Annotated in this window: 19 protein-coding genes; 7 read left to right on the top strand and 12 right to left on the bottom strand. The window is 68.4% G+C overall.

What is annotated here, in order from left to right:
- Nucleotides 1-47 precede the first annotated feature (47 nt).
- Nucleotides 48-281, top strand: a complete 234-nt coding sequence (locus tag DFS13_RS02710; RefSeq protein ID WP_080431249.1) for an AbrB/MazE/SpoVT family DNA-binding domain-containing protein — start codon at nt 48-50, stop codon at nt 279-281.
- Between the two features lie 45 nt (nt 282-326).
- On the opposite strand, the gene DFS13_RS02705 is transcribed toward DFS13_RS02710, so the two are convergent.
- The 3 genes from DFS13_RS02705 to shiA form a co-directional block, all read right to left on the bottom strand.
- The gene (locus DFS13_RS02705) at nt 327-698 is read right to left on the bottom strand and encodes a DUF4440 domain-containing protein (protein WP_012493332.1); all 372 of its coding nucleotides are present in this window, start codon (nt 696-698) and stop codon (nt 327-329) included.
- Nucleotides 699-1,056: 358 nt separating this feature from the next.
- Nucleotides 1,057-2,358 (bottom strand): UDP-N-acetylglucosamine 1-carboxyvinyltransferase, encoded by a 1,302-nt coding sequence (locus tag DFS13_RS02700; protein ID WP_006485223.1) that lies wholly within the window; start codon nt 2,356-2,358, stop codon nt 1,057-1,059.
- A 204-nt stretch (nt 2,359-2,562) separates the two neighbouring features.
- A complete protein-coding gene (gene shiA / locus DFS13_RS02695; protein ID WP_058903117.1) occupies nt 2,563-3,870 on the bottom strand; it encodes a shikimate transporter in 1,308 nt (435 codons plus the stop codon).
- A 358-nt stretch (nt 3,871-4,228) separates the two neighbouring features.
- On the opposite strand from shiA, the gene DFS13_RS02685 reads away from it, so the two are divergent.
- The gene (locus tag DFS13_RS02685) at nt 4,229-5,356 is read left to right on the top strand and encodes a 4-hydroxyphenylpyruvate dioxygenase family protein (RefSeq protein ID WP_006494863.1); all 1,128 of its coding nucleotides are present in this window, start codon (nt 4,229-4,231) and stop codon (nt 5,354-5,356) included.
- A 4-nt stretch (nt 5,357-5,360) separates the two neighbouring features.
- Here the strand turns inward: DFS13_RS02685 and DFS13_RS02680 are convergent, their stop codons facing one another.
- From DFS13_RS02680 to DFS13_RS02670, 3 genes are all read right to left on the bottom strand, one after another.
- A complete protein-coding gene (locus DFS13_RS02680) occupies nt 5,361-6,596 on the bottom strand; it encodes an NADH:flavin oxidoreductase (RefSeq protein ID WP_077187037.1) in 1,236 nt (411 codons plus the stop codon).
- Between the two features lie 201 nt (nt 6,597-6,797).
- Nucleotides 6,798-7,922 (bottom strand): bifunctional 3,4-dihydroxy-2-butanone-4-phosphate synthase/GTP cyclohydrolase II, encoded by a 1,125-nt coding sequence (gene ribBA / locus DFS13_RS02675; RefSeq protein ID WP_109342477.1) that lies wholly within the window; start codon nt 7,920-7,922, stop codon nt 6,798-6,800.
- Nucleotides 7,919-8,857, bottom strand: a complete 939-nt coding sequence (locus DFS13_RS02670; RefSeq protein WP_060266085.1) for an alpha/beta hydrolase — start codon at nt 8,855-8,857, stop codon at nt 7,919-7,921. The genes ribBA and DFS13_RS02670 overlap by 4 nt, the downstream gene beginning before the upstream one ends.
- 282 nt (nt 8,858-9,139) lie before the next feature.
- Here DFS13_RS02670 and DFS13_RS02665 point away from each other — a divergent pair, with 282 nt between their 5' ends.
- Nucleotides 9,140-10,330, top strand: coding sequence for a LuxR family transcriptional regulator (locus DFS13_RS02665; RefSeq protein WP_012493335.1), 1,191 nt, complete (start codon nt 9,140-9,142; stop codon nt 10,328-10,330).
- Between the two features lie 185 nt (nt 10,331-10,515).
- Here DFS13_RS02665 and DFS13_RS02660 read toward each other — a convergent pair whose 3' ends face one another.
- Entirely contained in the window at nt 10,516-11,190 is a 675-nt protein-coding gene (locus tag DFS13_RS02660) for a cation diffusion facilitator family transporter (protein WP_069352223.1), read from the bottom strand.
- 407 nt (nt 11,191-11,597) lie between these two features.
- On the opposite strand from DFS13_RS02660, the gene DFS13_RS40735 reads away from it, so the two are divergent.
- Together DFS13_RS40735 and DFS13_RS02650 are read left to right on the top strand one after the other, a co-directional pair.
- Nucleotides 11,598-11,921, top strand: coding sequence for a hypothetical protein (locus tag DFS13_RS40735; protein ID WP_241308664.1), 324 nt, complete (start codon nt 11,598-11,600; stop codon nt 11,919-11,921).
- 279 nt (nt 11,922-12,200) lie between these two features.
- On the top strand, nt 12,201-13,130 hold the full coding sequence (locus DFS13_RS02650) for an alpha/beta fold hydrolase (protein WP_111441346.1): 930 nt from the start codon (nt 12,201-12,203) through the stop codon (nt 13,128-13,130).
- Here DFS13_RS02650 and DFS13_RS02645 read toward each other — a convergent pair.
- The 4 genes from DFS13_RS02645 to DFS13_RS02630 form a co-directional block, all read right to left on the bottom strand.
- Nucleotides 13,105-14,697 (bottom strand): S41 family peptidase, encoded by a 1,593-nt coding sequence (locus DFS13_RS02645; protein WP_241308665.1) that lies wholly within the window; start codon nt 14,695-14,697, stop codon nt 13,105-13,107. The two genes, DFS13_RS02650 and DFS13_RS02645, sit on opposite strands and share 26 nt — an antisense overlap.
- Nucleotides 14,698-14,699: 2 nt before the next feature.
- On the bottom strand, nt 14,700-15,071 hold the full coding sequence (locus DFS13_RS02640) for a DUF4156 domain-containing protein (RefSeq protein ID WP_034202340.1): 372 nt from the start codon (nt 15,069-15,071) through the stop codon (nt 14,700-14,702).
- A gap of 170 nt (nt 15,072-15,241) precedes the next feature.
- Complete coding sequence (locus DFS13_RS02635; RefSeq protein ID WP_034202339.1) at nt 15,242-15,889, bottom strand: response regulator transcription factor; 648 nt, start codon at nt 15,887-15,889, stop codon at nt 15,242-15,244.
- Entirely contained in the window at nt 15,886-17,343 is a 1,458-nt protein-coding gene (locus tag DFS13_RS02630; protein WP_111441344.1) for a HAMP domain-containing protein, read from the bottom strand. Before DFS13_RS02630 ends, DFS13_RS02635 begins: the two co-directional genes overlap by 4 nt.
- Nucleotides 17,344-17,632: 289 nt before the next feature.
- On the opposite strand from DFS13_RS02630, the gene DFS13_RS02625 reads away from it, so the two are divergent.
- Nucleotides 17,633-18,652 carry a DNA-binding protein gene (locus DFS13_RS02625; protein WP_111441343.1) on the top strand — a complete coding sequence of 340 codons (1,020 nt, stop codon included), beginning with the start codon at nt 17,633-17,635 and terminating at the stop codon, nt 18,650-18,652.
- 83 nt (nt 18,653-18,735) lie between these two features.
- Here DFS13_RS02625 and DFS13_RS02620 read toward each other — a convergent pair whose 3' ends face one another.
- Nucleotides 18,736-20,307, bottom strand: coding sequence for a hypothetical protein (locus tag DFS13_RS02620; protein WP_077021089.1), 1,572 nt, complete (start codon nt 20,305-20,307; stop codon nt 18,736-18,738).
- 304 nt (nt 20,308-20,611) lie between these two features.
- Here DFS13_RS02620 and DFS13_RS02615 point away from each other — a divergent pair, with 304 nt between their 5' ends.
- Nucleotides 20,612-21,232 carry a TetR/AcrR family transcriptional regulator gene (locus DFS13_RS02615; protein ID WP_111441342.1) on the top strand — a complete coding sequence of 207 codons (621 nt, stop codon included), beginning with the start codon at nt 20,612-20,614 and terminating at the stop codon, nt 21,230-21,232.
- Nucleotides 21,233-21,293: the final 61 nt, after the last annotated feature.

The raw sequence follows: 21,293 nt of genomic DNA, 5'->3' as shown, positions 1-21,293 counted from the left end.
GGATAGCGGCAGATATAGAGTCGACGACATCTATTCAAGGAGGTCGTATGCGGGTTGCGAAGTGGGGGAATAGTCTGGCCGTGCGCCTTCCGGCCGGTCTGGTCGATGAGTGGGGGCTGCGTGAAGGCGACGAAGTCGAAATCGTCGTTTACCGTGCAGGTGCTTTGGCTGAGAGCCGCAACGCGAGCCCCGAAGCAATTCTCCTGCCGTTGAGGCGTTTCAGAGGCAAGCTGCCAGGCGATTTCAGGCTCAGGCGGAACGACGCAAACGAGTCGGATTGAGTCGACTCATTCAAGCGCCGGGACGCAGCCGCGGCGCGGTCCAGCTTACTTGTGTTCGTGGCGGAGCGAGGCAATGCGCCATCGCGCGTCGATCACGCACCACTGCTCGACGAAATCGAAGCGGGAATCGATTGCCTGGTTGATTCGTACCGTCCCGATGCCCGTTATCGTCGCCCGTTGTCCGCGCGTAACGATTTGCATGGTTTCGTCCCGATATGCGATACCCGATCTGTTCGATGCACGTTCGGCCGCTACGACGCGCATTCGCGCAAGAAATTGCGCTTTCGTGCGAATGTGAGCTTCGTGCAGGACGAAGAAGTTCGGGCTTGCGACGAAATCGAGCTGTTCGACATCGGCGTGACGATACGCGTCGATCCAGACGTCGCGCATCTGCGCCAGGGTGAATCGGGGTTCCATAGGCGGTGCATTGTCCTGCTGGAGCGCGGGTGCGCGGTTTTTTGGCGCTATCCGCCGGGGGCAGGAAGGCAGCCTATGGCCGGGCTCATGCTTGGGCAATTGGACAGGTCTGAATCTGGTTGTGCCGTGAGCGGGAAAATGCCGGCAGGGCGCGGGAGTAGACGCCCCGATGACGCATTGTCGGGCTGGCGCTGACTGCGGGAAAGAGGCGTGAAGCAGCACGCAGTGTGCTGCCGTAAACAGATGGCAACCGATGGCAGAACGCTGCGCGGCCGCGCATGGAAGCGGCCGATACGGCATGAAAAGCCGAGGAACCGGATGCGACGCGACTATTCCGCGCGCCGCATCCGTCATGCCCTTACTCGCTGCTCGTCCACTCGACGTTCGCGCCCACCGAACGCAGGTTCTCGACGAAATGCGGATGCGCGCGGCGGATCGGCAGCGCGTTCATGATTTCCGAGCGACCTTCGATGCTCGCGGCCACCATCAGCAGCGCGATCGCGACGCGAATGATGTACGGGCTCTCGACACGGGCCGGCGTCAGTTGCAGCCCGCCGAACGTGATCAGCCGGTGCGGATCGGACAACAGCACGTGCGCGCCGAACTTCGACAGTTCGCCGGACCAGCCGAGCGCGCCGTCGTAGACCTTGTTCCAGAACATCGCACTGCCTTCCGCGCGCACGCCGAGCGCGATGAAGATCGGCAGCAGGTCGACCGGCAGGTACGGCCACGGCGCGGCTTCGACCTTGGTCAGGATGTTCTGCGTGAACGGCCGGCGCACGCGCAGCGGGCCGTCGCGTTCCGCGCGCGACCAGCCGTCGCGGTGCGTGACGGTGACGCCGAACTTCGCGAACGTGCGGTCGATCAGCGGGAAATGCTCGGGCGACGAGTTGCGCACCGTGATGTCGCCGCCCGTGATCGCGCCGAGCGCGAGGAACGTCGCGATCTCGTGGAAATCCTCGGCGAAGCGGAACTCGCCGCCGCCGAGCTTGCCGCCGCCCGTCACGCACAGCCGCGACGTGCCGATGCCTTCGATCGCGACGCCGATCATCGCGAGGAACTGGCAGAACTCCTGCACGTGCGGTTCGGACGCCGCGTTCATCAGCGTCGACGTGCCGCTGGCGGCCGTCGCGCACAGCGCGAAGTTCTCGGTGGTCGTCACCGATGCGTAGTCGAGCCAGTGATCGTTGGCCGTCAGCGGGCCGTCGGTACGGACGATCAGCGAATCGGGCGTGCGCTCGATGTGCGCGCCGAACCGCTCGAACACCTCGACGTGCGGATCGATCTCGCGCACGCCGAGCGTGCAGCCCTTCACGTCGTTTTCGAGCCGCGCGACGCCGAAGCGCGCGAGCAGCGGCGGAATCAGCATGATCGACGAACGCATCGCCTCGGGCAGCCGGTGGACCGCCGGATCGAACTTCGTGTCGCGATGGTGGAGTTCGAGCAGACCCGTCGTGAAATCGACCGACACGTCGCTGCCGAGCGTGCGGAAGATGTCGAGGATCTTGCGCACGTCGGTGATGTCCGGCACGCCGACGAGACGCAGCGGCTGATCGGTCAACAGGGTGGCGCACAGAATCGGCAGGACGGCGTTCTTGTTCGCGGACGGCTTGATGTCCCCGCGCAGCGGAGTGCCGCCGTGGACGATGAGATTCGACATGATATGGGGGCGTATCGGTGACTGACGTAGGCCCATATGATGCCATTGGTCGGCGCGCGGCGTGGAATGTTCAGAGGGGAAAAGGGGGAATCGGCGCGCTTAACTGACAGTGTTTGACGTCGCGCCCGAGATACGGCAGGCCGAATGCCGTCCGGCCCGACGCAATGGCCGGCCGCGCGTCAGGCCGGCCATCCGCTCACACCGTCATTGCGCCGCGCGCATCCGCGCCGCGACCACCAGCGAGATCAGGCAGCCGACCGCGAGATAGCCGGCGACGAGGTGCCACGAACCGCCGGCCACGCTGACGAGGCCGACCGCGATGAACGGCGTGAACCCGCCGCCGACGACGCTCGCGAACTGGTAGCCGACGCCCGCGCCGCTGTAGCGGTATTCGGCGCCGAACAGCTCGGTAAACAGCGGCTGCTGGACGCTCACGACCATGTCGTGCGCCGCGTTCGCCAGCAGGATGGAGAAGATCACGATCCATGCGATCGACCGCGCTTCCAGTGCGACGAAGAACGGTACCGCCGACGCAAGACCGATCAGCGCGCCGATCAGGTAGATGCGGCGCAGGCCGTAGCGGTCGGCGAGCCACGCGAAGCACGGGATCGTCACGCAGCTCACCGCGCCGACCAGCAGGCCGATGTTCAGGAACAGATCGCGCGACATGCCGAGGTTCGTCGTCGAATAGCTGAGCGCGAACGCGGTGACGATATACATCGTGAACAGTTCGGCGAGCCGCAGCGCGACGATCAGCAGGAACGCCTTCGGGTGGCGCGTCAGCGCTTCCAGCACCGGCAGGCGCAGCTTGCGGTTGCCATGCTCGACCTTCTCGACGAACTCCTGCGATTCGTCCATGTTCTTGCGCACCCACAGCCCGATCAGCACCAGCACGATGCTGAACACGAACGGCAGGCGCCAGCCCCACGACTTGAACGCGGCCTCGCCGAGCGTATGGCTCAGGATCGAGACGATGCCGGTGGCCAGCACGAGCCCGACGCCGTAGCCGACCTGCACGCCGCTGCTGTAGAACGCCTTCTTTTGCTTCGGCGCGCTCTCGACGGCCATCAGCGCCGCGCCGCCCCATTCGCCGCCGACGGCGAACCCCTGGATCGCGCGCATCAGCACCAGCAGCACGGGCGCCCACCAGCCGATCGTCGAGAACGCCGGCAGCAGGCCGATCGCGACCGTCGACAGCCCCATCAGCATCACGGTCAGCACGAGCATCCGCTTGCGGCCGAGCCGGTCGCCGTAGTGGCCGAACACGATGCCGCCGAGCGGCCGGAACAGGAAGCCGACGCCGAAGGTGGCGAACGCCGCGAGCGTGCCCATCGTCGGACTGACTTTCGGGAAGAACTCCGAATTGAACACCAGCGCGGCGACGATCCCGTACAGCAGGAAGTCGTACCAGTCGACGACGGCGCCGACGAAGCTGCCGATCGCGGCCTTGCGGGCCTGGCTGCGCGCACGGGCGCCGGCCGCGGCGTCGAGGGTATCGAAGGTGGGGGTCATGGCAATGTCTCCTGGCACGGCGCATCGTGGAATCGTGGCGGCGCCGCGTCCGATGCTGCATTGAAGTCGAAGGGTGAACGGAGAATAGGGCGCGCGCCACACGGCGGCAATTGGCCAAACGGGCAATGTGCGCGATTATCGTTCAAGTCCGTGCGATTATCGAACGCTTTCCGGGTTTGCACTAGGCGGCGCGACGATATCCCGTTCGGCCGGGGTGTGCCGCCGTGAACGATCTGGTTAAAATCTGCAGCATCGACAACTCGCCCGTTCGGGGCGCATGCGCCGCCGTCACCTCGGCCGCGCATGCCGCACGCGACAGGCACGAATCCCCATCGACCGCATGCCCCCGGAGACTGGAATGCCCGGCAATTCCCACCCATTGTCCAGCGATACGCCGCCCGTCGCCGATCCGGCCGCCAATCCGCTCGGGATGGCCGGCCTCGAATTCGTCGAATTCGCGGCGCCCGTGCCGGAAGCGCTCGCGCAACGCTTCGAGCAATTCGGGTTCAAGGCGATCGCGCGGCACGTCAGCAAGAACGTCACGCTGTACCGGCAAGGGCAGATGCATTTCCTGATCAATGCCGAGCCCGATTCGTTCGCCGCGCGCTATGCGGAGGAGTACGGAATGGGCGTCTGCGCGATCGGGTTGCGCGTGGCGAACGCCCGACGTGCGTTCGAGCGCGCGATCCAGCTCGGCGCGTGGGCGTTCGAAGGCGAAAAGGTCGGGGTCGGCGAGCTGAAGATCCCGGCGATCCAGGGGATCGGCGATTCGCACCTGTATTTCGTCGACCGCTGGCGCGGGCGGGACGGCCAGCGCGGCGGCGTCGGCGACATCTCGATCTTCGACATCGATTTCCGGCCGATCGACATCGCGACCGCGCATACCGATCTCGATTGCGCGGGCGTCGGCCTGCAGCAGGTCGATCACTTCACGCAAACCGTCGGCGCGGGCCGCATGCAGGAGTGGCTGGATTTTTACCACGACCTGCTGCACTTTCGCGAGATCCATCAGATCGACGCGCACTGGCATGTGTCGGAGGAATCGCGCGTGATGGTGTCGCCGTGCGGCGCGGTGCGGATTCCGGTCTACGAGGAAGGCACGCGCCGCACCGAGCTGATGCATGCGTACCTGCCCGATCATCCGGGCGAGGGCGTGCAGCACGTCGCGCTGGCCACCGACGACATCCTGTCGTGCGTCGATGCGCTGCGTGCGAACGGCGTCGAGTTCATCGAGCCGCCCGCGCGCTATTACGACGACGTCGACGCGCGGCTGCCGGCGCATGGCGTCGACCTCGACGCGCTGCGCCGCCGCGCGGTGCTGGTCGATGGCGAGATCGGCAGCGACGGTGTGCCGAGGCTGTTCTTCCAGACCTTCGTCAAGCGCCGCCCCGGCGAGATCTTCTTCGAGATCGTGCAGCGCAAGGGGCACCACGGGTTCGGCGAGGGCAACCTCGCGGCGCTTGCCCGCGCGCGCGACGCCGGCTGAACGATCAGGCGCCGGCGGCCGGCACGCGGTTCGGCGCGGGGTCGTTCGGCTCGCGCAGCACGCATGCGGTGCCACCGGGCGTGTACATCGACACCACACAGCGGTTGCACGACGTACAGCCCGACTGCGCGAGCCGGCCGTCGCGCAGCCCGTTTACGAAACCCGGCTCGAACACGAGCGCCCGTGCTAGCGCGACCGCGTCGAACCCTTCGCGCATCGCCCGCGCGACGTTGTCGCGCGAACGCACGCCGCCGAGGTAGGCAAGCGGCATCCGGACGGCCGCGCGCACCTGCTTCGAATGCTCCAGGAAATACATCTCCCGAAACGCGCCCATCTTCGGCTCGGTGAGTGTCTGCAGCGCCATCGCGGCCCGCACGATCGCATTGTCGGCATTCGCGCGCGCATCGCCCGGCAGCGGGCTGCCGAACAACTGCCATACCGATTCGATGTTCATCCCGCCGCTCAGCACGAGCAGGTGCGCGCCTTCGGCTTCGAGCCGCCGCGCGATCTCGCACGCGTCGTCGGCCGTGCCGCCGCCACGCACGCCTTCCGTCACGCCGATCTTGCAGACCACGGCGAGATCGCGGCCCACCGCGTCGAGCACGCGGCGCAGCACGTCGACCGGAAAGGCCGCCCGACGCGCGGCGTCGCCGCCATACGCGTCGCGGCGGCGGTTGTACAGCGGCGACAGGAACTGGCTCAGCAGATAGCCGTGCCCCATGTGAATCTCGACCGCATCGAAGCCGGCGTCGCGCGCATGCCGCGCCGCCTGCGCGAACTCGTCGGCGATCGCCGACATCTGCTCGCGCGTCATCGCCTGCTTCAGGAAGCGGCCGCTCATCACGCCGACCTTGTTGAAGCCGCCCGACGCGCTCAATGGCCGTTTCGTCGACAGCGACGGCAGGAACGTGAAGCAGCCGCCGTGCGTGATCTGCGCGGAGGCCGCCGCGCCGTGACGGTGGACGGCATCGGTCAGCACGCGGAATTGCCGGACCGTCGGTGCGTCGAGCCGGGCCTGGTCGACGAACGTGCGACCGTCGTCGCTGATCGCGCAGTATGCGACGGTCGTCAACGCGGCGCCGCCCTCGGCGATGCGCTCGTGAAAGCGGACGAGCGCTCGCGACGGCACGCCGTTCGGCGTCATCCCTTCGTTGGTGGCGGACTTGATCAGGCGGTTGCGCAGCGTCAACGGGCCGATCTGCAGCGGGCTGAACGCGGTGGTGAGGTCAGCTGATTCCATGGGGCGGACGAAAGGATGGGCACGGCGACCATTGTGCGGCGGCGGGACGGGCGCGCATCGTCCGGGTGGATGAGCCGCGGTGCCGCGCGGCGGCCCGCCGCGATCCCGTCGAGCACGCACGGTGGCTGGCAGGCATCGACGAAACACCCTTCCACGGCAACGAACGGCAGCGTGCCGCGCCCCGGCTTCCCGCGCCGACCCTCACGCCGCCCGCAATGAATTCGCCGGCATCGCCCGCGCGCCTTCCGGATCGTCGTCGCCGAGCGGAATGAACGCCATGATCTCCAGGTCGTGCCCCGACAACGCCGGCAGCCGGAACGGGCTCGACAGCACGTTCAGCCGCCGCACGCCGACGTCGCGCAGGATCTGCGACCCGATTCCCGTCACGCGTCCGTCGCGGCGCGCCGTACCGGCCGGCATCCGCGGCGCGTCGCCACGCAGGTCGCAATCGAGCAGCACCGCCACGCCGCAGCCGGCCGCATCGATGCGCTGCAGCGCGGCGTGCAGCGGCCACGAATGCGCGGAGGGCTCCGCGTCGAGCAGGTCGAGCAGCGAATGGCATTCGTGCACGCGCGCCAGCACGGGCGTCGCCGGATCGGGTTCGCCCCGCACGAGCGCCAGATGCGGCGCGCCGTGCACGGCGTCGCGATACTCGATCGCACGGAACCGTCCCCACGGCGTATGCAGCGGTCGCTCGCCGACGCGTTCGACGAGCGACTCATGCTCGCGGCGGTAATGGATCAGGTCGGCGATCGTGCCGATCTTCAGCCCGTGATGCGCAGCGAACGCCTTCAGCTCCGGCAGCCGCGCCATCGTGCCGTCGTCGTTCATCACCTCGCAGATCACCGACGCGGGCGTGAGCCCGGCCAGCGCCGCGAGATCGCAACCGGCCTCGGTGTGCCCGGCGCGCACGAGTACGCCGCCCGGCCGCGCGGCGATCGGAAACACATGGCCGGGCTGCACGAGATCGTCGGGGCGTGCGCCCGAACGCACGGCCACGCGGATCGTATGTGCGCGATCGGCGGCCGAAATGCCGGTCGTCACGCCTTCGGCCGCCTCGATGCTGACGGTGAACGCGGTGCCGAACGGCGTGCCGTTGTGGTCGGCCATCGGCGGCAACCGCAGTTGCGCGCAGCGTTCGGCGGTCAGCGTCAGGCAGATCAGCCCGCGCCCGAAGCGCGCCATGAAATTGATCGCGTCGGGTGTCACGTGATCGGCGGCGATCACCAGGTCGCCTTCGTTCTCGCGATCCTCTTCATCCACGAGCAGGACCATGCGGCCCGCGCGCAACTCGTCGACGATCTCCAGCGTGCCGGCGAGCGTCATGACGCCTCCGTCGCGTCGAAGGCGCGGCGCAGCGCGTCGGCGCCGAACGTCAGCACGTGCTCGGCCGCGTCGACCGCGCCGAGCATGCTCGCGAAACCGTGCAACTGGCCCGGCCAGCGCACGAGCGTCACCGGCGTGCCGGCCCGCGCGAGACGCAGCGCATACGCTTCGGCCTCGTCGCGCAGCGGATCGAATTCGGCGCTGACGATCGTCGCCGGCGCGACGCCCGCGACATCCGGCGCGGCGAGCGGGCTCGCGAGCGGCGACGCGCGATCGGCGCCGTCGTCGAAGTAGTGGCCCTTGAACCAGCGCATCATGTCGGCCGTCAGGAAATAGCCGTTGCCGAGCGATTCGTACGACGGATGCTCGGTCGCGCAATCGACGACCGGATACAGCAGCAACTGGTGCGCGATGGCGATGCCCGAGCCGCGCAACTGCAGCGCGGCGACCGCCGCGAGATTGCCGCCCGCGCTGTCGCCGGCGACCGCCACCGCGCCGGCGCGGGCGCCGAGATCGCGTGCACTGGCCGCCGCCCAGCGCACGGCGTCGCACGCATCGTGCGCGGCGGCCGGGAAGCGCGCCTCGGGCGCGAGCCGGTAGTCGACCGACAGCACGAGCGTGCGCGCCCGATGCGCGAGGCTGCGGCACAGGTTCGCGTGCGAGTCGATGCCGCACGACACGAAGCCGCCGCCGTGGAAAAACACGGTCAGCGGCAACGGCCCGTCGACGGCGGGCCGATACAGCCGCGCCGGCAATCGACGGCCCGCTGCCGGGATTTGCCAGTCCGCTTCGGCGGCGACGGCATCGCCGGGCGCGAACGCGCCGCCGGCGGCGAGGCTCGCGCGGTACGCGGGAACGGTGAGCTGCGCGAAATCGATCGCGGGGGCGTGGGCGAATGCGGCGAGCAGCGCCTGCGCCTGAGGGTCGAGCGGCATGGGAACTCCTGTCTGAATCGGATGCGGTCTGAATCAGGTAAACCCGTGTCGCGGTTTTCCCTGAGTCCGCGCCGGACGCTTGCCGGCACGGCCTGACGGGCATTCCAGCGCAGCGGGCAGGGCGCCACATCATCCGATCGGACGATGGTTTGCCCGCCCGGATGGCCAATTCTCGCCATTCAGTGAATCTCCCGATGACGCCGGAATTTAGACGCGTCTTAAATCATGGCGGCGCGGCTCGGTCGCACCGCAAACATGTCGTATGGAGGATGGAGCGTGCTGATGGAGACGAGATGGGCTCCGCAAGAGAGCCAGGCAACCAGTGACGAGGCCGACATCGGCGTCGCGGATTTCAGCGAGCTGATGGCGCGCATCTACCAGGGTCCGCTGGAGACGCCGCCGTGGGCCGGCGCGCTCGAGCTCGTCCGTCGCTGGCTGCACGCGAACTACGTGACGCTGATCCTGCGCGCGGCCGCGAGCGATCGCCGCGCGCCGCTGTCCGTGCACGCCTCGGAATTCGGCCCGGTCGTTCCGGGCGACGGCGAGGCGTCGTACAACAACTACTACTATTCGCTCGACCCGTTCGTCGGCCTGCCGGCCGATCGCGTCGTCACGGTCGACGACGTGTTCGGCGACACGGGCTGGCTGTCGAGCGAGCTGTACAAGCAGTTCCTGAAGCCGCAGGACGTGCGCTATATCCTCGGCGCGGACCTGCGCACGCCGTCGGGCGTCGAGTGCCGGTTCCGCGTGTGCCGCAACCATGCGTCGAAGCAGTTCTCCGCGCGCGACAAGGCGGTCTGCGCGCTGCTGCTGCCGCACCTGAAGCGCGCGGTGGAACTGCATTCGCGGCTCGATTCGGCGGAGGTCGAGCGCTCAATCTACGCGAACGCGATCGACCGCATGCAGGTCGGCACGATCGCGCTCGACGAGAACGGCACGATCATCGACATGAACAGCGTCGCCGACGAGATCCTCAAGCAGAACAACGGGCTGACGATCGCGCGCGGCACGATCGAGGCGACCGACGCGCAGGAGAACCGCACGCTGAAGCGGCTGATCCGCCACGCGGTGATGGGGCATCACGGCACAGCCGCGGCAACCGTCGAGGCGATGCCGATCACGCGCAGCTTCGACAAGCCGCGCCTCGGGCTGCTGGTGCGCACGGTGCTGCTGTCCGACTGGTCGGAGGACAACCGGCGCCGGCCGGCCGTCACGCTGTTCCTGCGCGATCCCGATCGCAAGCCGCAGGGCGCGCAGGAAATCATCCGCAAGCTGTTCGACCTGACGCCGGCCGAGACGTCGCTCGCGCTGCTGCTCACCAACGGGCTGACGCTCGAGGAAGCCGCGGACGAATCGGGAATCAGCAAGAACACCGCGCGTACGCACCTGCGCGCGATTTTCTCGAAGACGGGCGTCACGCGTCAGGCGACGCTGGTGCGGATTCTGCTCGGGAGTGTCGTGCCGCTCGGGTGAGTGGTGTAGTCGATGCCGACCGAGCGGCAACGGATGCGTTCGCCCGGCAGTACATCGGCATCGATCGATACGTCACCGGCGTCGCGACGATGGCGACTTGACGCAAAAGAGGCTCGCACCGCGCGAGCCTCTTTTTCATCCCGTGCCGTCGCTCATGCGTATCGATTGGGCGACGGGTCGTGCGGCTACCCGAGTTCACGACCCCGCGTCGAGCGATTCGCCCAATCGGCCCATGCCGGCCACTGCGCGCAGCCGCGCCGGATGAAGGCGACGCCGGTGCGGATCACGAGCGCGCCGATCGCGAGCGCGGCCAGGTCGTCCAGGCGGCCGAAGCCAACCAGCGCCGCACTCATCGCGAGCGCCGCGAGCAACGACGACAGCGCATCGGTCCGCACGTGCCAGCCACTCGCCTCGAGCAGCGCGGAACCGGTCTCGCGCGCCTTGCGCAGCATCCAGCAGGACAGCACGGCCTTGCCGGCGAGCGTGACCGCAACCAGCGCGAGCGCGGTCGCGCCCGGCTGCACGACCGGCGGCGTATCGAACCGGGTCAGCGCATGCCAGATCATTTGCGCGCCGGTGATGGCCAGCAACGCGCCGAGGCCCGCGAGCGCGAGCGGCTCGTAGGTCGGGCGACGCTGCGGCGGCAGGCGCGCGTCGAGCCGGCAGGCGACGAGGATCAGCGCATCGGCCGCAAGGTCGATCGCCGCATGCGCGACGTCCGCGAGCAGCCCCGACGAATGCGCGGACCATGCCGCCGCCGTCTCGACGGCGAGCAGCAGCAGGTTGATCGCGAGGCTGACGACGAGGGCGCGGGACGTGGCTGCGTAGACGTGGGGCGTGGCGCGCGACGGGCGCTGCATGGCGGATCGCTTGTCGGAATCGGGGACGGCTTCGAACGTTACCGGCCTACGGTGGCACGCGAATGACAAGACGAAACGAGGGCGTGGCGCGAGGATTCGGCGCATGGCGATCCGCTGACCGGTCACCCGTCGCGCTCACCGCTTTCGATTGCGCTGAAAAAATTACAGCGCGCGTTCATTTGGTAGCGGATTCGCTGGCATCGGATGACGCTGCCGCGCCGTCGCCGCAGGCCGCCCGATGGAGCGCCGAAGCGCGATGAGCGACGCGGCCGGCTTGCGAGCAGGATCGCGGTTTGCTTTCGCGACAGCCCGGCAGGTTCGCCCGGACCGCGTATCCGAGGTTTTCCCGGCCGCCACCGGCAGCTGCCGGGCGACGAAATTCACCGCCCACTCCCGTGAGCGCCTCAATGCACGACAGCCAGCACCTTCACCCACCCGACACGATGCGTGAGTCCAGCACGATCGTCGTCGGTCGCGTCGTTCATCCGGGACGGGAAAGGCAATTCGATCGCTGGGCGCGCGAGATCGACGCGGCGGCGCGGCGTTACCCGGGGCACCTCGGAAACGTTCGCCTGAGCGATTCCAGCGGCATCAACTACCTGATTTATCGGTTCGACTCGCCGGCGCACCTGCATGCGTGGGAGGCCTCCGCGGAGCGGCGAAAGCTGGTGGCGAAGGGCGACACGATATCGGACGAGCATCGCGATGCCGCGGTCGGCATGGATGCGTGATTCGCGATCGCCGGCAAGCCCGCTACACCGAAGTGGAAAACGTTTCTCGTGACGTGGCTGGCCGTTTACCCGGTCCTGCTGTCGATCACGTACCTACTGAACGCGCTCCTGCCAGCGTCGGAGCGTCCTGTCCAACTCGCGCTCAGCTCAGCGCTGCTGACCGCATCGCTGACCTGGATCATCATGCCGCTCCTCACGAGGCAACTTCGGCCATGGCTGCTCCGGGGCGTGAAGCAGGTCGACAGGCTGGGCGACCGACACAGCAACGGATGACGACCCATGCAGAACGAACGATCCGAACAATCGATGCCAGGGATGCCGGCGCCGGGCCTGCCGGCCGGTTTCGAGCGGCGCTTCAGCCGACGCTATGCGCAGCTCGACGACGTCCGACTCCATTACGTGACCGGCGGCCCGGACGACGGCGAGATGGTGGTCCTGCTGCACGGCTGGCCGCAAACCTGGTACACGTGGCGTCACGTGATGCCGGCACTCGCCGAAGACGGGTATCGGGTCGTCGCGGTCGATTACCGCGGCGCGGGCGAATCCGACAAGCCGCTCGGCGGCTACGACAAGGCGTCGATGGCGGGTGACATCCGCGCCCTCGTTCACCAGCTCGGCGCGACGCGCATCCACCTCGTCGGCCGCGACATCGGCGTGATGGTGGCCTATGCGTACGCCGCGCAATGGCCGACCGAGATCGTGAAACTTGCGATGCTCGACGTTCCGGTGCCGGGCACGCGTATCTGGGACGAAGCGAAGGCCGGCGCCGATCCGCAGATCTGGCATTTCGGCTTGCATCAGCAGCGCGATATCGCGGAAATGTTGATTGCGGGCAAGGAGCGCGCGTACATCCTCGATTTCTACAAGAAGCGAACCCACGTCGCGCTGTCGAACGACGATATCGCCGTCTACGCCGACGCTTACGCGGCGCCGGGCGCGCTACGCGCCGGGTTCGAACTCTATCGCGCGTTTCCGCAGGACGAGACGCGGTTCAAGGCGTTCATGAAGCACAAGCTCCCGATGCCGGTGCTGGCGCTCGCGGGCGACAAGAGCAACGGCGCCAAGGAACTCGACATGGCGAGGGAGCTGGCGCTGGACGTTCGCGGAGCCGTTGCGCCGAATACGGGCCATTGGCTGCCGGACGAGAATCCGGCCTTCCTGACACGCCAGTTGCTCGATTTCTTCAGGGAAGCCGCGTCGGGCCGTTGAAGGCCCGCGCCGTGATGCGTCGCGCTTCGGGCCGCCCTCGCGCGCGGTGGTGGGGTCGGTCGCGCATGGTGCGCCGGGTCCGGTGCGACAGCGCGGCTTCGCCGGCAAGCGCCGCGGCGCGCAACACGGCGCGGCCGTAACCCGAGTCCGACGCATCGTCTGGAATCACGTCGAATTCCGCGTCGGGCCGGATTCCGCGTGCTTCGTATGACACGCCGGCTGCATCGCGCGTCACATGATTCGCGATGCCCATCATCCAGCCGTTCGGCAACCCTTTGCCGAAGCCGCCGGACAGCGCACCCTGCGTGGTCTGGCCGGCCTGGATCGCGTGCGGCAGCGTGCGCATCATCAGCGTCAGGTATTCGCCGGCGCTGACGGTCACGTCGCTCGTCAGCACGACGACGGGCTTCGCATAGCGCACGGCGCCGCCCGGTTCGACATGGAATCGCTGCGGCGCGATGCCGGCCGCCTGCGGGAGCGCACGCGTATAGGCGAGCCGCTTGCGGTCGGCGAAGCGCGCGGCGAGGTCGTGCGCGATCTGCGCCGCGCCGCCCTGGTTGAACGCGAGGTCGAGCACGAGCGCATGCGTCTGCCCGAGCCGCTGGAGCACGACATCGAGCGTGGCGGCGAGCCGGGCCCGATCCTGCTCGATGTCGGCGATCGGGCCGCCCGCAAAGCCGCCCATCCGGTCGATCGCGAGATAGCCAATATTGCCGTCGAGCACGCCCCAGACCAGGCTGCCGTCGAATTCGATGCCGCGCGCATCGGCGCGCAGGAGGCCGAGCCGCGCCTGCGTTTGCCGCGCGTGCCACACGCCGAGCCAGGCCGGAAACGACGTAGCGGGCGCCTCTTGCATCCACGCATGCCGCAACCGGCGGAAGGTCTGCTGCGGTGCGTTTTCGTCGCGCCAGCCGAGCGTGAACGAATCGTTTTCGTCGCTGATGCTGGTATGCGCATCGACCGGTGCGCCGAGCAGCGCATCGAGCACGGGCCCGAGCGCCGCGTCGCTGCCGGCGGCGGCGGCCTGCGGGCGCAGTCGCGCGATACGCGCCGCCCAGTCGATGCCGTAGTCGGCCGCGAACGAATGGAAGTCGAGCAGCAGGGCGGCGACCGCGTCATACGTCGCGAGCGGCGACGGCGCGCCGTTGCCCGTCATGCGACACGCGTCGGGCAGCGCAGCCAGCGGGCGCGCATGCAGCTGCATGCCGTCCGGCGAGTCGGTGAAGACCATGCCGCCGCGCCAGCGTGCATACATCCCGATCAGGCCGGAGACGGCCGCCGTGCTCGCGTTGTACGCGGGATCGCGCCAGCACAGGTTGCCGGTGCGCGTCGTGTTGTAGATGACCGCGCCGTGCGGCCCGATCTCGGCGATCGCGCCGGTGCCGGCAAGCGCCCAGATACCGTGTGTCTGCGGCACGAACGCGCCGTCCTGCCACGCGGCGCGCAGCATCTCGGGCGGCGCGGACGGCAGCCCGCCCGGCACGACGGGCTCGTTGCCGTCGCCGCCGCAGCCGGGCAGCCAGCCGGAGATACCGAGGCTCCATATCAGGGTGGCGAAGGCACGCATCGTCACGCCCCGGCGCCCGGGCAGCGATACACGCTGCCGGTCAGCGTGACGCCGGTCTGCCGCAGGTAGCCGCCGTCGGTACCGTCGAAACTGCCGCTTTGCACGCCGCGCTGCGTGAGCAGCACCACGACGTTGCCGCCGAGCGCGGCCGCGCGGGTCTTCAGGTCGTTGCGCGCCCCGGTCTCGAGCGTCGCATCGGGGATGAAGCCGCCGATCAGGAAGTTGCCGCGGCTGCCGGTCACGTCGCCGAGGTGGCGGCAGGTGCCGCCGGGGTCGCTCGTGACGATACGCACGTCGCGCCCCGCGGCGGAAGGTTCGAGCGGCGCGCATGCCGCCAGCGCGACAGGAAGGCACAACAGCCAGGCAGGTCTCATGTTTTCGCCGTAACGAATGCGCGGAATCGCGCGACAGCGCCACTTTAGGGACGCCGGCCGCGCCGCGCATCGGGCGAAGGTCGCGCGCTGGCGACGGAAAGGATCCGACGAAAGTCGTAGATACGGGGAAGCGCGGTCGACGCGCGGCCGGCACTGGCCGCCCGGCGACGTCAGGCTTTCGGCGCCATCAATCCTTCGCGCCACGCGAGCGCGACGGCCTGCGTGCGGTCGGACAGATGCAGTTTCGACATCACGTTGCCGAGATGCGTCTTGACCGTCTTTTCCGTGATGCCGAGCGTCGCGGCGATGCGCGCGTTGCTGCCGCCCTCGGCCAGGCAGCGCAGCACTTCGAGCTCGCGCGCGGTCAATGCGGCGAACGGGTTGCGCGGCGGCTTGCGCAACGCACCGATCATGCGCTGCGCAATGCCGGGGTGCAGCGTCGGTTCGCCGTGGACGGCCGCATGGATCGCCTGCAGCAAACGCTCGCCGCGCATCGATTTCAGCAGGAACGAATCGGCGCCGGCGTCGATCGCGGCCAGTGCCAGCGCATCGTCGTCGGACGACGTCAGCACCATGATGTGCGTGTCGCCGCTCGCCGCCCGAATCGCACGAATCACCGCCGGCACGCCGGCGTGGCCCATGCCGGGCATCATCAGGTCGAGCAACAGCACGTCGGGACGATGCACGCGTACCTGCTCGACCGTGGACGCGCCGTCGTCCGTTTCCGCGACGATCTCGAACGACGCATCGAGCCGCAACAGGCCACGGATGCCTTCGCGCACGACCGCGTGATCGTCGGCAACGAGGATGGTGGTCATGTGGTCTCCATCGGATTGAAATGGACGGTCACGCGCGTGCCGTCCGCGCCCGACACGATGTCGAGCCTGCCGCCGGGCAGCGCGTCCGCGCGCCAGCGCAAATTGCCGAGCCCCATGCCGACGGGCACGGCGGCCGGGTCGAAACCGGCGCCGTCGTCGCGCACGCTCCATCGCCAGTGTGCCGGCGGACGGGCGGCCGATGCGTGGACAGCATCGCCCGGTTCGCACGCGATGTCGATGCGGCGACAGCCGCTATGGCGCAGCGCATTCGCGACCGCCTCGTGCGTGATCATCAGCAACTCGTGCGCGGCCGCCGGATCGGCATCGAGCGTGCGCGCCGCGGCATCCGGCAGGTCGAGCGACCACGCGATGCCCGAGCCGGCCAGCAAGTCGCGCACCGCGTGCGAAACGGCCGCACGCAGGCCGTCCTCGGCAATCGCGGGCAGGCTGAAGCCGGTCACCACGTTGTCGAGATCCTGCTGCAGGTGATCGGCCAGACGTCGCGCCGCGCCGACGGTCGGCAACAGGTCGGGGTGACGCTGCGCCTCGTATTCCAGCTCGGTCAGCTTGAGGCCGAGCACGAAGCTGCGCTGCTTCGCGGTGTCGTGCAGGTCGCGGGCGATGCGCGTGCGCTCGACCGATACCGCGAGCGCCTTCTGCATGCCGAACGCCCGCGCGAGCGCATCGGCCATCCGGTTGAAATGCGCGGCCAGCGCGCCGAGTTCGTCGCGCGACGCATCGGCGATCCGCGCCGACAGGTCGCCGGCCGCCCAGCGGTCGGCCGCCGCCGTCATCCGCCGCACGCGCCGCACCAGCAACCAGACGAGCAAGCCCGCGAAGCTCGCGCCCATCGCACCGAGATACAGCACGGTGCGGATCAGGTCGTAGGCCGAGGCGTCGTCCGCGATCTCGTAGTGGAGTTGCCAGCCCGGCCAGTAATGGACGCCGATCCGCGCGATCGCGCCGCCGGCCAGCGCGATGCGCGTGACGATGGCCCAGTCGCCGTCACGATGCAGCATCGTGTCGGGCGCCGCCGGGTCGGCCGGTGTCGCCGCGAACGCGTCGGACAGCAGCGGCGACGCGGCCGGCGACGTTTCGCATCCCGCGCCATCCGGCTGCGCGATGCGCACCTGCAACCGGCCGGCGCCGAAGAAGCCCATCATCGGCGCGAAATCCATCACGTCGCGCGCGCCGATTCGTGCGATCTGCCAGAACATCGCGTCGGCCGCGGCGCGGCAGGCGACCGGGTCGCGCAAGTCGACGGCGCCGGTCGCGGCGGCCAGTGCAGGGCGATCGAGATTGCCGAGAAAACGGCGAATGTCGCTTTCCGCATGCGTGCGCCACAACACGCTCGTCAGCACCGACGACAGCACCATCGCGACGAACCCCACGACGATGAACGTCGGTACGAGCTTGACGAACAAGCCGCGAAAGCCGATCCGGAATGTGCGCAACGCGGGCTCCTCGTTCTTTTGTCTTTTACCGTTGCCCCGGCAAAGCAGGGCGGCCAGCTTTCAATCGCGCCATGTTGACGTTTTTTCGCGGCGGTTGCAGCGGCGTTTTTGCCGGGCAACCACGTTGGGGCGAAGACGAGGTGGCCAACAGCTCCCGCGATGGCACATGCGAGGCCATGAACCATCGCACTCGACATTATAGAAATAATGTCAAAACTTAATTGGCGAATGATTGGATATCTAACGGTTTACGTTATATTATTTATAAAATTCCCGACGAAACCCCGCCATGTCCGATCTCGCCGCCGACGAACCCCGCCTGACCGCCGAAATCGAGCGCCTCAAGGCCGACTTCCCGAAAACCCGCGAGCTGTATCGCGAAGCCTGCGCGTTGCTGTTCTTCCGCTTCGGCATCACGCCGACGGCGAACCGCCTGTACCAGCTCGTCCGCAAGGGCAGCATGGGCACGCCGACGGCCGTCCTGGCCGAGTTCTGGGCCGAGCTGCGGGAAAAGAGCCGCGTGCGCATCGAGCACCCGGACCTGCCGGCCGATCTGCAGGCCGCGGCAGGCGAACTGGTCGCGGCGCTGTGGAACCGGTCGAGTACCGACGCGGCCGCCGCACTCGACTCGCTGCGCGCGGAAGTCGAAGCCCAGCGGGCCGCGGCGCAAGCGGAAGTCGCGACGTTGCAGGCCGAACTGGCCCGCACCGAAACCGCGCTGGAGCAACGCACGACCGCGCTGCTGGCCGCGCAGGTCCGCATTCAGGAACTGGAGCAGGCGAAGGCGGCGGACGATGCATCGCGGCAAGCGCTGCAAGCGGATATCGAACGCCTGACAGCCGACAACGCGGAGGCCGATCGCGCACTCGCCGAAGCCCGCGCGGATTTCACCACCCAGCTCGACCGGTTGCGCGACGACGCGGGCCGCGCCGAGGCACGCCTGCGCGCATCGGAGAAGCGGGCGCTTCAGGAAATCGATCGCGAGCGGCTCGCGGCCGCACGATTGCAAAAGGAACTCGACGCAGCGACATCGCGCGCGGAACAGCGCGATGCGCAGCAGCGGAAGGACATGGCCGCGCTACAAGCGCAACTCGGCGACGCGTTGCATCGCTGCGGCGTGCTTCAGGGGCAGCTCGACGGCGCCCTGGCGACCGATGCGGCGCGCAGCAACGAGCTCGACGCGCTGAGGCGCGAGATGGCGGCGCTCGTGCGCCGGCCGCCGTTGCGCGGCGTCAAGACCGTCCCGGCCGCCGAACGGAGCGAGCGGCGGGCACGCATGAGAAAGCGCGCCGACGAAGCGCCGCGCTGACTGCAGGGCCGATCGGCGCCGCATGCGCGAAGCGACGTGGCGCGAGCGGCCGGCCCGACCGACCGCCGGCCGCTGCGCCCCGCTCAACTCCCCACATACCGCGACGGCAGCGGCGGCGCGTCCGCCGGAATCGTCACGAGCGACGTGTTCAGCCAGCCTTGCGGCGTGCCGTTCGACTGCGCATACGCGCCGACGTACGGCATCATCCGCGTCGTCTGATAGACCTGCGGCGTCCAGCCGGCGGGCGCGAGGAAGATCGACGTCGCGCGCTTCTCGCTGTACGCGGATGCGCCGTACGTCGAGATGTTCCACAACGTCTGCTGATACGTCGCGTAGTCGGCGTTGTGGCGCGAGCCGCCGGCCTGCCAGCCTTCGAGCTGGATGAACGTGTTGTACGTGCCGGCGCCCGCGAGCAGGTTGTTCACCGTGCGCCCGTACAGGAACGACAGGATCAGCCCGCAATTCGCCGGCGCGAAATCGTTGCCGACGCTCAGGTAATAGCGGCCCGTCGTGTTCACGACCGATGCGTAGTGCGAATTGCCGATATCCGTCGACGTCGCCAGCCCGCTCGCCCCCATGAAACTGTCGAAGGCCTGCATCGTGACGCCCGCCGGCAGGTCGCTGGTCGCGCTGATCGCGACGAGGTGCGAACCGGCCGCCAGCAGCGTCAGGAACGCGGACAGCGTGGCCGCGTTCCAGTTGCCTTGCGCGTCGACGAACGGGAACGCGCGATAGCCGGTCAGCGAGAAAACCGCCGGGTCGGAGCCGGCCTGCCACGCGATCTGCGGCACCCACATCGTCAGCGGGCCCGCGTTCGACGCGCTCGACACGTACTGCTTCAGCGCATCGATCAATTGCGCATCGGCGCCGGGCAGCACGGTGTACGACGCGCCGTCCTGCCAGCGTCGCACCCATTGCGCGACGAAGCCCGCGAGCTGGCCGCCGGTGAAGTCGGCGGGCGGCACGTAGCCGAGCGAGCCCGTGCCCTGATACGCGGACCGGATCGCCGCGGCCGTGCGCACGTTGCTGCCGAACATGCTGTTCGCGAAATCCTGGCAGTTGTTGGCCGGCGGCGTCGCGAGTTGCGCGAGCGGGACGACCCATGCGCCGTTCGCGGTCGCGACGCCGCGATACAGGTTGAGATTCGCGACCGAGTCGTGGCCGGGAAACGTCGCGGCGTCGGCGCCCGACACGTAGCCGGCCGACGGCGTGACGCTGACGGTGGTCGGCTGCGACCCGAACGGATGCGTGTACGCGATCGCGAACGATGCGTCGCCGCCGGCGAGGCTGAACGATCCCGTGCAATCGCCCCAGCTGTTCGATGCGCTGACGGCGGTCGATTGCCCGGTCGCGATCAAACTTTGCGACGCCTGCGGCGTCGAGCCGCTCTGGCTCGCCGCATTGCCGAACGCGAGCGTGGTCGACGGAATCGCGTTGACGACGTTGATCGTGATCGAGCGATCGGCGATGCCGTAGCTGCGGGCGGACGTATCGGCGGCGCCGGTGGCGGCGAACGACGATGCGGCGGCCGGGCTGTCGTCGCCGCCGCAGGCAGCCAGCGAGCCGACGAGCGGCGACAGGGTCAGCGCGGCGCCGCGCTGGATGAAGCGCCGGCGGTTCGGCGCGGTCGGGCGGACGGGTTTCGAAGCGGTCATGGGGCGTTCCTGGTCACGGGTTCGAGAGGCGGTAACGGTCCGGCGCATTGCACACGTGTGCAATGCCGGCTGCGTCCTCGCGGTCGCCGGCACATGCGCCGCGCGTATTTATGCGGGAGATCGATGAAATGCCTGCGACGAAACCGAGTCGCCGATGTGACGTGCCGCACGCGGACGGCCCGGGCGGGTGAGGGGAGCGCCGGCCAGGCATTGGGTGCGCGACGGGGATCGGGTAAAGTGCCGCTCAACATGCCGGTTCGACGTTACTAGACGACCGGTCTAATCGTTGCTACCATACGCCATCATGAATGCATCTTCAGGCGCCGAAGTCCGCCAGCACATCCTGAACATCGCGAAGCCGATCATGCTCCACAAGGGGTTTTCGGCGGTCGGTCTGAACGAGATTCTCGCCGCGGCGGGCATCCCGAAGGGCTCGTTCTACCATTACTTCGGCTCGAAAGAGGCATTCGGCGAAGCGCTGCTCGAATCGTATTTCGAAGGCTATCTCGCGCATCTCGACAACCTGCTCAAGCAGCAGGCCGGCACGGGCGCCGAGCGCCTGATGACGTACTGGGGCAACTGGCTGCACACGCAATGCGCGGACGATCCGGAAGGCAAGTGCCTCGCGGTGAAGCTCGGCGCGGAAGTGTCGGATCTGTCGGAAGCGATGCGCGCGGTACTGCGGCGCGGCACCAGCCAGATCATCGAGCGGCTCGCGGGCGGCATCGAAGGCGGGCTCGCCGACGGGTCGCTGAGCGGCGTCGACGATCCGTCGTACACGGCCGCGATCCTGTACGAGCTGTGGCTGGGCGCGACGCTGCTGGAAAAGATTCACCGCAACCGCAAACCGCTCGAAAGGGCGATGGCCGAAACGCGGCGCATGCTGAACCTGCCGCCGGCCGCGCACGACGGAGCGCAGTCGTAATCCGGGCGCGCCTGGGCGCGCCTTGTTTTTGCCCTGATTCTAGACGACTGGTCTACTTAAT

The organism is Burkholderia sp. 28_3 (genome assembly GCF_003253915.1).
GTDB classification, from domain to species: Bacteria; Pseudomonadota; Gammaproteobacteria; order Burkholderiales; family Burkholderiaceae; genus Burkholderia; species Burkholderia cenocepacia.
This window is presented reverse-complemented; position numbering and strand designations above follow the sequence as displayed.